This is a genomic window from Streptomyces sp. NRRL F-5122, assembly GCF_001507435.1.
In the GTDB taxonomy this organism is placed as follows: Bacteria; Actinomycetota; Actinomycetes; order Streptomycetales; family Streptomycetaceae; genus Streptomyces; species Streptomyces lannensis.
The window spans coordinates 166,451-178,396 of record NZ_LMWH01000290.1 but is presented as its reverse complement, the minus strand read 5'-3'; the positions used below and the strand labels follow the sequence as shown (position 1 = coordinate 178,396).

At 72.3% G+C, this 11,946-nt stretch carries 15 protein-coding genes; 14 read left to right on the top strand and 1 reads right to left on the bottom strand.

Annotated elements, in window-relative coordinates; translation table 11 throughout:
• The first annotated feature begins 2 nt into the window (after positions 1-2).
• The 5 genes from priA (at position 3) to ADL25_RS41930 (ending at position 3,880) form a co-directional block, all read left to right on the top strand.
• Positions 3-728 (top strand): bifunctional 1-(5-phosphoribosyl)-5-((5-phosphoribosylamino)methylideneamino)imidazole-4-carboxamide isomerase/phosphoribosylanthranilate isomerase PriA, encoded by a 726-nt coding sequence (gene priA, locus ADL25_RS41950; RefSeq protein ID WP_059133197.1) that lies wholly within the window; start codon positions 3-5, stop codon positions 726-728.
• The gene (locus ADL25_RS41945) at positions 725-1,117 is read left to right on the top strand and encodes a RidA family protein (protein ID WP_059133196.1); all 393 of its coding nucleotides are present in this window, start codon (positions 725-727) and stop codon (positions 1,115-1,117) included. The genes priA and ADL25_RS41945 overlap by 4 nt, the downstream gene beginning before the upstream one ends.
• A gap of 25 nt (positions 1,118-1,142) precedes the next feature.
• On the top strand, positions 1,143-1,898 hold the full coding sequence (hisF, locus tag ADL25_RS41940; RefSeq protein ID WP_059133195.1) for an imidazole glycerol phosphate synthase subunit HisF: 756 nt from the start codon (positions 1,143-1,145) through the stop codon (positions 1,896-1,898).
• A gap of 123 nt (positions 1,899-2,021) precedes the next feature.
• Complete coding sequence (locus ADL25_RS41935) at positions 2,022-2,609, top strand: ArsR/SmtB family transcription factor (protein WP_059133194.1); 588 nt, start codon at positions 2,022-2,024, stop codon at positions 2,607-2,609.
• Between the two features lie 14 nt (positions 2,610-2,623).
• On the top strand, positions 2,624-3,880 hold the full coding sequence (locus ADL25_RS41930; protein WP_059133193.1) for an MFS transporter: 1,257 nt from the start codon (positions 2,624-2,626) through the stop codon (positions 3,878-3,880).
• A 23-nt stretch (positions 3,881-3,903) separates the two neighbouring features.
• Here ADL25_RS41930 and ADL25_RS41925 read toward each other — a convergent pair whose 3' ends face one another.
• A complete protein-coding gene (locus ADL25_RS41925; RefSeq protein ID WP_059133192.1) occupies positions 3,904-4,539 on the bottom strand; it encodes a TIGR03085 family metal-binding protein in 636 nt (211 codons plus the stop codon).
• A gap of 82 nt (positions 4,540-4,621) precedes the next feature.
• On the opposite strand from ADL25_RS41925, the gene hisI reads away from it, so the two are divergent.
• The 9 genes from hisI to trpA all read left to right on the top strand — a co-directional run bounded on the left by hisI (position 4,622) and on the right by trpA (position 11,861).
• Entirely contained in the window at positions 4,622-5,023 is a 402-nt protein-coding gene (gene hisI / locus ADL25_RS41920; RefSeq protein WP_059133293.1) for a phosphoribosyl-AMP cyclohydrolase, read from the top strand.
• Positions 5,024-5,034: 11 nt separating this feature from the next.
• On the top strand, positions 5,035-6,516 hold the full coding sequence (locus ADL25_RS41915) for an anthranilate synthase component I (RefSeq protein ID WP_059133191.1): 1,482 nt from the start codon (positions 5,035-5,037) through the stop codon (positions 6,514-6,516).
• 174 nt (positions 6,517-6,690) lie between these two features.
• The gene (locus ADL25_RS41910; protein WP_059133190.1) at positions 6,691-7,320 is read left to right on the top strand and encodes a TIGR02234 family membrane protein; all 630 of its coding nucleotides are present in this window, start codon (positions 6,691-6,693) and stop codon (positions 7,318-7,320) included.
• Between the two features lie 138 nt (positions 7,321-7,458).
• Complete coding sequence (locus ADL25_RS41905; RefSeq protein ID WP_059133189.1) at positions 7,459-7,698, top strand: HGxxPAAW family protein; 240 nt, start codon at positions 7,459-7,461, stop codon at positions 7,696-7,698.
• A 96-nt stretch (positions 7,699-7,794) separates the two neighbouring features.
• Positions 7,795-8,253, top strand: coding sequence for a DUF2752 domain-containing protein (locus tag ADL25_RS41900; protein ID WP_079050964.1), 459 nt, complete (start codon positions 7,795-7,797; stop codon positions 8,251-8,253).
• Between the two features lie 176 nt (positions 8,254-8,429).
• Complete coding sequence (gene trpC / locus ADL25_RS41895) at positions 8,430-9,239, top strand: indole-3-glycerol phosphate synthase TrpC (protein ID WP_059133188.1); 810 nt, start codon at positions 8,430-8,432, stop codon at positions 9,237-9,239.
• An 86-nt stretch (positions 9,240-9,325) separates the two neighbouring features.
• Positions 9,326-9,547, top strand: a complete 222-nt coding sequence (gene trpM / locus ADL25_RS52515; protein ID WP_079050970.1) for a tryptophan biosynthesis modulator TrpM — start codon at positions 9,326-9,328, stop codon at positions 9,545-9,547.
• Positions 9,548-9,762: 215 nt separating this feature from the next.
• Positions 9,763-11,049 carry a tryptophan synthase subunit beta gene (gene trpB, locus ADL25_RS41890; protein ID WP_059133291.1) on the top strand — a complete coding sequence of 429 codons (1,287 nt, stop codon included), beginning with the start codon at positions 9,763-9,765 and terminating at the stop codon, positions 11,047-11,049.
• Positions 11,046-11,861, top strand: a complete 816-nt coding sequence (trpA, locus tag ADL25_RS41885) for a tryptophan synthase subunit alpha (protein ID WP_059133187.1) — start codon at positions 11,046-11,048, stop codon at positions 11,859-11,861. Before trpB ends, trpA begins: the two co-directional genes overlap by 4 nt.
• Positions 11,862-11,946: the final 85 nt, after the last annotated feature.

The window sequence follows — 11,946 nt, the reverse complement described above, 5'->3', positions numbered from 1 at the left end:
CCATGGCCAAGCTCGAACTCCTCCCCGCCGTCGACGTCCGCGACGGCCAGGCCGTCCGCCTCGTGCACGGCGAGTCCGGGACCGAGACCTCCTACGGCTCCCCGCTGGAGGCCGCTCTCGCCTGGCAGGCGGCGGGCGCCGAGTGGCTGCACCTGGTCGATCTGGACGCCGCGTTCGGCACCGGTGACAACCGTGCGCTCGTCGCCGAGGTCACCGGGGCGATGGACATCAAGGTCGAGCTGTCCGGCGGCATCAGGGACGACGAGACCCTGGCCGCCGCCCTGGCGACCGGATGCACCCGGGTGAACCTCGGCACGGCGGCCCTGGAGACGCCCGAGTGGGTCGCCGAGGTGATCGCCGAGCACGGTGACCGGATCGCGGTCGGCCTCGACGTGCGGGGTACCACCCTGCGGGGCCGGGGCTGGACCCGTGACGGCGGCGACCTCTACGAGACGCTGGAGCGCCTCGACAAGGAGGGCTGTGCGCGGTACGTCGTCACCGACATCGCCAAGGACGGCACGCTCCAGGGCCCGAACCTGCGGCTGCTGAAGGACGTCTGCGCGGCCACCGGCCGCCCGGTCGTGGCCTCCGGCGGTGTCTCCTCCCTGGACGACCTGCGGGCGCTCGCCGATCTCGTCCCGCTCGGTGTCGAGGGTGCCATCGTCGGGAAGGCCCTGTACGCGAAGGCGTTCACCCTGGAAGAGGCCTTGGAGGCAGTGTCGTCATGACGTCCGATGCCGTACGGCGCGTGCAGAGCGGAAGTCCCTGGGAAGAGTCCTTCGGGTTCGCACGTGCCGTCGCGGCGGGCGACCGTGTGCTCGTGGCCGGTACGACGGCCTTCAAGGGCTCGGTGCTGTACGGGGAAGGCGACCCGTACGAGCAGGCCAAGGTGGCGTTCACCGGCGCACTCGAGGCGATCGCCGAGTTCGGGCTGGGTCCCGGTTCGGTGATCCGGACCCGGATGTATCTGACCCATCCGCGGGACGTCGAGGACGTGGGCCGGGCCCACAAGGAGATCTTCGACTCCGTGCGCCCGGCCGCGACCCTGCTGGTCGTGGAGGGCTTCGTCGACCCCCGCATCCTGGTCGAAGTGGAACTGGAAGCCTTCAGAGGCTAGAAGCAGCAAGAGGAGCCGTGGATTCATGACCCTGGCGGTCCGAGTCATCCCCTGCCTGGACGTGGACAACGGCCGGGTCGTCAAGGGCGTCAACTTCCAGAACCTGCGCGACGCGGGCGACCCCGTCGAGATGGCCAAGGTGTACGACGCCGAGGGCGCCGACGAACTGACCTTCCTGGACATCACCGCGTCCTCGGGCAACCGTGAGACGACGTACGACGTGGTGCGCCGCACCGCCGAGCAGGTGTTCATCCCGCTGACGGTCGGCGGTGGTGTCCGCACGGCCGAGGACGTCGACCGGCTGCTGCGGGCAGGCGCCGACAAGGTGGGCGTCAACACGGCCGCGATCGCCCGCCCCGACCTGATCCGCGAGATCGCCGAGCGGTTCGGGCGACAGGTCCTGGTGCTGTCGGTGGACGCGCGCCGCACGGCGTCCGGTTCGTTCGAGGTGACCACCCACGGCGGACGGCGCGGCACCGGCATCGACGCGGTCGAGTGGGCGTACCGGGCGGCCGAGCTGGGCGCGGGCGAGATCCTGCTCAACTCGATGGACGCGGACGGGACGAAGGACGGCTACGACCTGGAGATGATCGCGGCCGTGCGCAAGCACGTGACCGTCCCCGTCATCGCCTCCGGCGGCGCCGGCGCGGCCGCCGACTTCCCGCCGGCCATCGCCGCGGGTGCCGACGCCGTCCTGGCGGCGTCCGTGTTCCACTTCGGCGACCTGCGGATCGGCGAGGTGAAGGAGACCCTGCGGGCGGCAGGTCACCCGGTGAGGTGACACCACGCCCGATGTGAGCCCCGGCCGCTCCCCGGGTGGCCGGGGCTTCTTGCGCGACGGAAACGAAAGGAAAGTTGCGCAAAATCTGTTGTGCAATTTTTCTTTCGTATCTACGGTTGTGGCATGCCAAGCGAGGAGAACCGCCGGATCACGGATGTGGGCACGCTGAAGGCGCTCGCACATCCGCTGCGGGCGAACCTGTACCGGCTGGTCTGCGCACAGCGCGCCGTCACCGCCTCCCAACTCGCGGACAGCGTCGGCGAGGCGGTCTCGCTGATCAGCTACCACCTGCGCAAACTCGCCGAACACGGGCTGCTCGAGGAGGCCGAGCCGCAGAGCGGGGACGGCCGGGAACGCTGGTGGCGGGCGGCCTCGGACGGGGTGAGCATCCACGACGCGGACTTCCGCGGCGAACCGGGCAGGGCCGCGGCCCACCTGGCGGCCTCACGGCTCTTCCACGACCAGCGGGCCGACCTCTACCGGCGCTACCTCGACGAACGCCCCACCTGGACCCCCGAGTGGAACACCGCGGCCGTGGACAACGAGTCGTGGCTGCACCTCACCGCCTCCGAACTCGGCGAGCTGCGGCAGGAACTGGAGGCGCTCGCCAGGAAGTACGACGCGAAGGGCCGTGCCGCCGAGGCGGCCGGCGAGAGCGAAGGGCGCGAGCACGTCGCCCTGCACATGTACGGATTCCCGTTCCGCGTCTGAGAGGGGCCACCGTCTTGACCACCGTGATCGCGCCCTTTGCCGAGCCGCACGCCCCGGAGCTCCCCGCCCACCGCGACGGCAACGTCCTGCGGTGGATCGGCGCCTACACCGCCTCGATGGTGGGCGACAGCGTCTTCTTCCTCGCCCTGTCCTGGGCGGCCGTCCAGGCCGGCACGCCCGCCCAGGCCGGAGTGGTCACGGCGGTCAGCGCGGTGCCGCGGACGCTGCTCATGCTGGGCGGCGGCGTGGTCGCCGACAGGTTCGGCCCGCGCCGGGTCGTCATCGGCAGCGACACCGTGCGCTGCGCGGCCGTGCTCGCGGTGGCGGCGATGCTGTGGCTCACCCGCCCCGAATTGTGGCTGCTGGCGGCGCTCGCCGTCGTCTTCGGCACCGTCGACGCCGTGTTCATGCCCGCCGTGGGCGCCCTGCCGGCGCGTATCACCGGACCCGGTCAGCTCGCCCGTGTCCAGGGCATGCGCGGGCTCGCCATACGGTTCGCCAACGTCGTCGGAGCGCCGCTCGGCGGCCTCGGTGTGGCGCTCGGCGGGGCGGCAGGGGCGTTCGCGCTGGCGGGGCTGCTGATCGCCGTTTCCGTGCCGCTGCTGATCTCCGTACGCGTCCGCGAGCCGGCCCCGGTGGAGCCCGCAGGGCCCGGCGGAACGAGGCCCTGGCGCGACCTACGCGACGGCCTGCGCTACATCCGGGGGCACCGGGTCCTCGCGCCCCTGATCGTGGCCATCGCGCTCGGCGACCTCGGTTTCGTCGGCCCGCTCAACATCGGGCTCACCCTGCTCGCCGACGAGCGTGGCTGGGGCGCCTCAGGGATGGGATGGGTGCTCGCCGGGTTCGGCCTGGGCGCCGGGGCCGCCGCGCTCACGCTGACCGTGCGGGGCCGGCTGCCGCACGCCGGACGGATCGCCGCCGTCGCCATCCTGCTGGGGGCGGTCGCGATCGGCTCCCTGGCCTATGTGCCGAGCCTGCTCGCCGCCGTCGGCACCGCCCTGCTCATCGGCCTGCTCGCCGGGCTCAGCGGAGCCCTGTGCGGCGCCCTGCTGCAGACGAAGGCGGACCCCGCCTACCTGGGCCGGGTGAGTGCGGTCGGCGGCATCGTCAGCCTCGGCATCGCACCGCTCAGCATGCCGCTGTCCGCCGCCGCCGTCGGGGCATGGGGCACCGGCCCGGTCTTCGTCGTCAGCGCCGCCGTCTGCGGGCTCGGCGGGGTCGTCGCCCTGTGCGTCCGCGACCTGCGGCGCGCCGAACTTCCCCGCTGAACCCGCCGCCGGGGCCCAGGGACTCACTTCCCCAGTTCGTCGGCGTTCCGCAACTTCGCGATCGCGTCCTCGTCGCCCTCCAGCTGCACGTCCGCCACCCGCCGCCGGCCCATGGCGAACATCAGCAGTTCCGAGGGCTCGCCGGTGACCGTCACGACCGGAGTGCCCCGGTGGGCGACCGCGGTCTGCCCGTCCGGGCGGCGCAGCACCAGCCCCGTCGGCGCGCCGCGACCGGTCATCCGGGCGGTCCGCTCCAGCCGCGACCACAGCGCGTCCTGGAAAACGGCGTCCAGTTCACGCGCGGTCCAATCGGGCTGCGCCCGGCGGACGTCCTCGGTGTGGACGTAGAACTCGACGGTGTTCGACATTTCGTCGATCTGCTTCAGCGAGAAGGGCGAGAAGCGCGGCGGGCCCGTACGGATGAGCTGGATCAGTTCCTCGTACGGCTTCGCGGTGAACTCCTCCATCACCTTCTCCAGGCGTGGCACGAGCTGCTTGATCAGGATGCCCCCGGCGGCGTCCGGGCGGCGCTCGCGCACCACCACGTGCGCGGCCAGGTCACGGGTGTTCCAGCCCTCGCACAGTGTGGGGGCGTCCGGGCCCTCGGCCTCCAACAGATCGGCGAGGAGGAGTCGTTCACGCTTTGCATGGGTCGACATGGAGTCAGCGTACGACCGGGGGGACGGTCCGCCCACCGGACGGTGGCCGGGGCGCCCGGCGTGGCGCGGCACAATGGTCCGCATGACCAGCACGCCCGACCCCAGCAGGCCCAGCAGCCTCGACCCGATGATCGCGGCGCGGCTCAAGCGCAGCGCCGACGGGCTGATCCCCGCCATCGCCCAGCAGTACGACACCGGTGAGGTGCTGATGCTCGGCTGGATGGACGACGAGGCGCTGCACCGCACCCTGACGACCGGCCGCTGCACGTACTGGTCGCGCAGCCGTCAGGAGTACTGGGTCAAGGGCGACACCTCCGGTCATGTGCAGCACGTGAAGGCGGTCGCCCTGGACTGCGACGCCGACACCCTGCTGGTCAAGGTCGACCAGGTGGGCGCCGCCTGCCACACCGGCGACCGCACCTGCTTCGACGCCGACGTGCTCCTGAAGGACGCCGGTCCCGGCGTGCCGTCCGCGGATCAGTAAGGTCTGCCGCCATGGACCTCGAGACGTTCCGCAAACTGGCCACCGACCGCCGCGTCATCCCGGTCACGCGCAAACTCCTCGCCGACGGCGACACCCCGGTCGCGCTCTACCGCAAGCTGGCCGCGGAGCGCTCGGGCACCTTCCTGCTGGAGTCGGCGGAGAACGGCCGCTCGTGGTCCCGCTACTCCTTCGTGGGCGTCCGCAGCGCCGCCACCCTGACGGAACGGGACGGGCGGACGCACTGGCTGGGCACCCCGCCCGTGGGCGTACCCGTCGACGGCGATCCACTGGCCGCCCTGCGGGCCACCGTCGGGGCCCTGCACACGCCCCGTCAGGAGGGCCTGCCGCCCTTCACCGGAGGCATGGTCGGCTATCTGGGCTACGACATCGTGCGCCGCCTGGAGAGGATCGGCCCCGGCGAGCGCGACGAGCTGCGGCTCCCCGAGCTGACCATGCTCCTCACCAGTGACCTCGCGGTCATGGACCACTGGGAGGGCTCGGTCCTGCTGATCGCCAACGCGATCAACCACAACGACCTTGACACCGGCGTGGACGAGGCCTACGCGGATGCCGTGGCCCGGCTGGACGCGATGGAGGCGGACCTGTCCCGCCCGGTCGCCCAGCCGCCCGCCGTCCTTCCGCCGTCCGAGCTGCCCGAGTACTCGGCGCGGTGGGGCGGAAAGGACTTCCAGGAGGCCGTGGAGGACATCAAGGAGCGCATCCGGGCGGGCGAGGCCTTCCAGGTCGTCCCCTCGCAGCGCTTCGAGACACCGTGCACGGCGAGCGCGCTGGACGTGTACCGGGTGCTTCGGACCACCAACCCGTCGCCGTACATGTACCTGTTCCGGTTCGACGGCTTCGACGTCGTCGGGTCCAGTCCGGAAGCGCTGGTGAAGGTCGAGGAGGGCCGGGCGATGGTGCACCCCATCGCCGGCACCCGGCGCCGCGGCGCGACCCCCCAGGAGGACCAGGGGCTCGCCGAGGAACTGCTCGCCGACCCCAAGGAGCGGGCCGAGCACCTCATGCTCGTCGACCTCGGCCGCAACGATCTCGGACGGGTCTGCGAGCCCGGCTCCGTCGAGGTCGTCGACTTCATGTCCGTCGAGCGGTACTCGCACGTGATGCACATCGTCTCGACCGTGACGGGCCGGGTGGCCGAGGGCCGTACCGCCTTCGACGTCCTGACGGCCTGCTTCCCGGCCGGCACGCTCTCCGGTGCGCCCAAGCCGCGCGCGATGCAGATCATCGACGAGCTCGAGCCGTCCCGGCGGGGGCTGTACGGCGGCTGCGTCGGCTACCTGGACTTCGCGGGCGACTCCGACACCGCCATCGCCATCCGGACGGCACTGCTGCGGGACGGCACGGCGTACGTGCAGGCCGGAGCCGGCGTCGTCGCCGACTCCGACCCGGTCTCGGAGGACGACGAGTGCCGCAACAAGGCGGCGGCCGTCCTCCGCGCGGTGCACACGGCGAACCGGCTCACCTCACCCTGACGTCCGGCCGGTGCGGGCCGTGGTGCCCCCGCAGGCCGTGGCCGTGACCGCTCCGGCGTTCCCGGGAGTTCCATGCGCTGTTCCCGGGAGAGTCACGGAGGAACGGTTGCGTGATCACGGGGTTTGACCGGACCCGGGTGACGCGCCGCGGGGGGTTCGGGTGATAGTGGGTACGTGACTGCCGTACCTCATCCTCGCTCCGAGGCCGCCGCACCCGCCGGGTCCGGCCGCCGCAGCCTCGCCCTCGCCCTGTTGTGCGGCGCGCTCGGCGCGGCCGTGGCGCTGCTCTCCTCCCGCCAGTCCTGGTCGGCGGGGACCGTGGAGGTGGTCGGCACCCACTTTCCGCTGACCGCCAAGGGCAGCGACGTCACGGGCGTGCCCGCGGCCCTCGCCATAGTGGGCCTCGCCGCGCTCGTCGCCGTCTTCGCGGTCCGCAGGGCCGGACGACTGCTCGTCGCCGGGCTGCTGGCGCTGTCCGGTGCGGGCACCGTCGCCGCAGCACTGCTCGGCGCCGGCGACGGTTCGGCACTCGACGAGCAGGCGGCGCAGGCGGCCGGCGACAGCTCCGCCACCGCCACCGCGCTCACGCACACCGCCTGGCCGTACGTCGCGGCGTTCGGCGGTGCGCTCATCCTCGTCGCCGGACTGCTCGCGCTCTGGTACGGCAGGCTGTGGCCCGCGATGTCGGGCCGCTACGAGCGCGACGGTGCCCCCCGGCCGCGCGCCCCCCGGCCCGCCGACCCGGATCGCCCCGAGGATCTGTGGAAGGCGCTCGACCGGGGCGAGGACCCGACGGGAGCTTGACCGCCGGGCCCCGCAGGCCCGGGGGCTGCTCCTCGCACCCGAGGAGTGACCCCGAGACCACCCCGTGGGCGCGGGTACGGGACAATGGCGCCGAGCGTCCGGCTCACACATGCACATTCAGCTAACGAGGAGCAAGTCATGGCGGGCAGCAGCCACGGTCACACCCCGGCCGCCTGGACCGGTGTCATCATCGCCTTCATCGGTTTCTGCGTCTCGGGCGCCTTCACCGTGATGGCCCAGCCTGTCGGCTTCTGGGCGGGCATGGTCATCATCGCCCTCGGGGGTGTCGTCGGCGGCATCATGCGTGTGATGGGCCTCGGCCAGCCGAAGACCGCGTCCCACTCGGCGCACCAGCCCGCGGGCGCGACGGAGAGCTGAGCCCTCCACCTGCCGTCGACACGAGGCGGCCCCGGGCGCAGGAGCGCCGGGGCCGCCTCGCGCCTTGTTGCGCACGGTGGACCCGGGGCGGGCAGAATGTCCGGCGTGAACCCCGCATCGCCGATCCCGACCCCGACCCGCCCGGACACCGGAGCCGCAGCCGTGTTCCGGCGGACAGCCGTCCCGGCCGGGGCCCTCGCCGGTGTCGTGGCGGCCTTCGCGTACGTCGGGACGGTGGACCCCAACGCCCCCGGGCACTACCCGGTCTGCCCGCTGCTGCACTACACGGGTCTGTACTGCCCCGGCTGCGGAGGGCTGCGCAGCGCCCACGCCTTCGTCCACGGTGACTTTCTGACGGCGTTTCACGACAACGCCCTGGCCGTCGTCGGCTATCCGCTCTTCGCCGTGCTGTGGGTCGTCTGGATGCTCCGCGCGGCGCGGGGACGGCCGGTGCGGATCGAACTCCAGCCGGTGCATCTGTGGATCCTGGTCCCGCTGCTGCTGATCTTCACGGTTGTCCGGAACCTGCCCTTCGGTGGCTGGCTACACCCTTGATCAATCTACGAATGTCCAGGTAGTGGGACCGGCGTCAACCGGATGCGAGGCCTACGCCCTCCTGCGGATACCATCGCAGTGACGATCGGTTTCGCCCGCCGAGGCGGTCCGGTGGCCGAAGCCCGACCCCCATCGGGCTTCTTGAATCATCAACCGTCAGGAAGGGGGCCGCTCGCGTGAGTGTGCTCGACGAGATCATCGACGGAGTCCGTGCCGACCTCGCGGAGCGGCAGGCACGCGTCAGCCTCGACGAGCTCAAGGAGCGTGCGGCGAAGGCCCCCGCGGCCAGGGACGGCGTCGCCGCCCTGCGCGGCGAGGGGGTCAAGGTGATCTGCGAGGTCAAGCGCTCCAGCCCGTCCAAGGGCGCGCTCGCGGCGATCGCCGACCCGGCAGGGCTCGCGGCGGACTACGAGGCGGGCGGCGCGGCCGTCATCTCCGTGCTGACCGAGCAGCGCCGCTTCGGTGGTTCGCTGGCCGACCTGGAGGCCGTGCGGGCCCGGGTGGACATCCCGGTGCTGCGCAAGGACTTCATCGTCACGTCGTACCAGCTGTGGGAGGCACGCGCCTACGGCGCCGACCTCGCCCTGCTGATCGTCGCAGCCCTCGACCAGCCCGCCCTCGAGTCCCTCATCGAGCGGGCGGAGTCCATCGGGCTCACGCCGCTGGTCGAGGTGCACGACGAGGACGAGGTGGACCGGGCGGTGGACGCCGGCGCCAAGGTCATCGGTGTCAACGCGCGCAACCTGAAGACTCTGGAGGTGGACCGCTCCACGTTCGAGCGGGTCGTACCCGAGATCCCCGAGGGGATCGTCAAGATCGCCGAGTCCGGAGTACGCGGACCGCACGACCTGATCGCGTACGCGAACGAAGGTGCCGACGCGGTGCTCGTGGGCGAGTCGCTGGTGACCGGACGCGACCCGAAGACGGCGGTCGCCGACCTGGTGGCGGCGGGTGCCCACCCGGCGCTGCGGCACGGCCGGAGCTGACGATGGCTCCGGGGACGGGCCAGGTCCAGTTGCCACCGCCGAGCGGTGGCCTCACGGACGGCCGTACCCCGGTAGTGTTGGCGCCGATGATGCTTCCGATCACCGTGGCGACCAGGGATCCCTATGCCCGTCTCGCCCGTGGGTGCAGGCCGCGCGGCTGCCGTGCCCCCGCGCGGCGGGTGCACGGGCGACGGGTGCGGTATGTCATCGGTGACGAGCCCGGCCAGGTCAACGGCATGCGATGGCGCCTCGGCGTGCGCGCAGGTCTCCCGCGCCGAACCGGATCCGGGTCCGTCCGTCCTTCCTGACGGCACGGAGCGGAGCGGTTCGCCCGCGCCGGTCGCCGCCCGGTTCCCGTGACATCCCGCCCTCCACGACGTGACGGCCGATCGCCGGATCGGCGCAGGGGCGGTTCGCGGTGCCGGCGCAGCGCCGGGACGGCGGCCCGGGGGACGGCGCGCACGCCTTCGACGTGACCACCGACTCCACCCGACCGGGGCTTCGGCCCCAGCGAGGTATCCGCATGCCCAGCGAGTTCTTCATTCCCGACCCCGAGGGCCGGGTTCCCAGCGCCGAGGGCTATTTCGGCGCGTTCGGCGGCAAGTTCATCCCGGAGGCGCTCGTCGCCGCCGTGGACGAGGTGGCCGTCGAGTACGACAAGGCCAAGTCCGATCCCGAGTTCGCCCGTGAGCTCGATGAACTGCTCGTCCACTACACCGGCCGGCCCAGCGCCCTCACCGAGGTGCCACGGTTCGCCGAACACGCCGGTGGCGCCCGGGTGTTCCTCAAGCGCGAGGACCTCAACCACACCGGATCCCACAAGATCAACAACGTGCTCGGCCAGGCGCTGCTCACCAAGCGGATGGGCAAGACGCGGGTCATCGCGGAGACCGGGGCCGGTCAGCACGGCGTGGCCACCGCCACCGCCTGCGCCCTCTTCGGGCTCGACTGCACCATCTACATGGGCGAGATCGACACCCGGCGGCAGGCCCTCAACGTGGCCCGGATGCGCATGCTGGGCGCCGAGGTCGTCGCCGTGCAGTCCGGCTCCCGCACCCTCAAGGACGCCATCAACGAGGCGTTCCGCGACTGGGTCGCCAACGTCGACCACACCCACTACCTCTTCGGCACCGTGGCCGGTCCCCACCCCTTCCCGGCGATGGTGCGGGACTTCCACCGCGTGATCGGGGTGGAGGCGCGGCGGCAGCTGCTCGAGCGGGCCGGCCGCCTGCCCGACGCGGCCATCGCCTGTGTGGGCGGCGGTTCGAACGCCATCGGCCTCTTCCACGCGTTCATCCCCGACGCGTCCGTACGGCTCATCGGCTGCGAGCCCGCCGGGCACGGCATCGAGACCGGCGAGCACGCGGCCACCCTCAGCGCCGGCGAGCCCGGCATCCTGCACGGCTCCCGGTCGTACGTGCTCCAGGACGAGGAAGGCCAGATCACCGAGCCGTACTCGATCTCCGCGGGCCTCGACTACCCGGGCATCGGCCCCGAGCACTCGTATCTGAAGGACAGCGGCCGCGGCGAGTACCGGGCCGTCACCGACGACGCGGCCATGCAGGCCCTGCGCCTGCTGTCGCGCACCGAGGGAATCATCCCGGCCATCGAGAGCGCCCACGCGCTCGCCGGGGCCCTGGAGGTCGGCAAGGAACTGGGCAGGGACGGGCTGATCGTCGTGAACCTGTCCGGGCGCGGTGACAAGGACATGGACACGGCCGCCCGGTACTTCGGCCTGTACGACACCGACGCGTCCGTCGCCGCGGACGCCGCAGGCGAGGCCGCGGAGATCGAGGAGGACGCCAAGTGAGCGGGAACATCCAGCTGCTGTCCGACACCCTCGCCGCCGCCAGGGCAGAGGGGCGGTCCGCGCTCATCGCCTATCTGCCGGCCGGCTTCCCGACCGTCGACGGCGGCATCGCCGCGGTCAAGGCGGTCCTCGACGGCGGCGCCGACGTCGTCGAGGTGGGACTGCCGCACAGTGACCCGGTCCTCGACGGGCCCGTCATCCAGACGGCCGACGACGTCGCCCTGCGTGGCGGAGTCAAGATCGCCGACGTTCTGCGCACGGTCCGCGAGGCGCACGCGGCCACCGGCAAGCCGGTGCTCGTGATGACGTACTGGAACCCGATCGACCGGTACGGAGTGGAACGCTTCACCGCCGAACTGGCAGAGGCCGGCGGTGCGGGCTGCATCCTGCCGGACCTGCCGGTCCAGGAGGCGGGCCTGTGGCGTGAGCACGCGGAGAAGCACGGGCTCGCCACGGTCTTCGTGGTCGCGCCCAGCAGCAGGGACGAGCGGCTCGCCCAGATCACCGCTGCGGGTTCCGGCTTCGTCTACGCGGCCTCGCTCATGGGCGTCACCGGCACCCGGGAGACGGTCGGGACCCAGGCCCAGGACCTGGTCCGCCGCACCCGGGCGACCACCGACCTGCCGGTCTGCGTCGGCCTCGGCGTATCCGACGCCGGGCAGGCCGCCGAGGTGGCCGCCTTCGCCGACGGGGTGATCGTCGGCTCCGCGTTCGTCAAGCGGATGCTGGACGCGCCGGACGAGGCGGCCGCGCTGGACGCGGTGCGGGCGCTCGCGGGTGAGCTGGCCGAGGGTGTGCGGGGCAACGCGTGACTCGGGCCGCCGTCGCTCGTGCGGGTGAGAGTCGCTCGTAACGGAAATATCACTCATCCGAACGGGTGGACCTGGGACCGGGGAG

Excerpts from the sequence above, each read along its gene's own strand:
- hisF (WP_059133195.1), top strand. The coding sequence starts at position 1,143 with ATGACCCTGGCGGTCCGAGTCATCCCCTGCCTGGACGTGGACAACGGC.
- ADL25_RS41905 (WP_059133189.1), top strand. The coding sequence starts at position 7,459 with ATGGCGGGCAGCAGCCACGGTCACACCCCGGCCGCCTGGACCGGTGTC.
- trpB (WP_059133291.1), top strand. The coding sequence starts at position 9,763 with ATGCCCAGCGAGTTCTTCATTCCCGACCCCGAGGGCCGGGTTCCCAGC.
- ADL25_RS41900 (WP_079050964.1), top strand. The coding sequence starts at position 7,795 with ATGTCCGGCGTGAACCCCGCATCGCCGATCCCGACCCCGACCCGCCCG.
- ADL25_RS41945 (WP_059133196.1), top strand. The coding sequence starts at position 725 with ATGACGTCCGATGCCGTACGGCGCGTGCAGAGCGGAAGTCCCTGGGAA.
- priA (WP_059133197.1), top strand. The coding sequence starts at position 3 with ATGGCCAAGCTCGAACTCCTCCCCGCCGTCGACGTCCGCGACGGCCAG.
- trpM (WP_079050970.1), top strand. The coding sequence starts at position 9,326 with ATGATGCTTCCGATCACCGTGGCGACCAGGGATCCCTATGCCCGTCTC.
- ADL25_RS41935 (WP_059133194.1), top strand. The coding sequence starts at position 2,022 with ATGCCAAGCGAGGAGAACCGCCGGATCACGGATGTGGGCACGCTGAAG.
- ADL25_RS41915 (WP_059133191.1), top strand. The coding sequence starts at position 5,035 with ATGGACCTCGAGACGTTCCGCAAACTGGCCACCGACCGCCGCGTCATC.
- hisI (WP_059133293.1), top strand. The coding sequence starts at position 4,622 with ATGACCAGCACGCCCGACCCCAGCAGGCCCAGCAGCCTCGACCCGATG.
- ADL25_RS41925 (WP_059133192.1), bottom strand. The coding sequence starts at position 4,539 with ATGTCGACCCATGCAAAGCGTGAACGACTCCTCCTCGCCGATCTGTTG.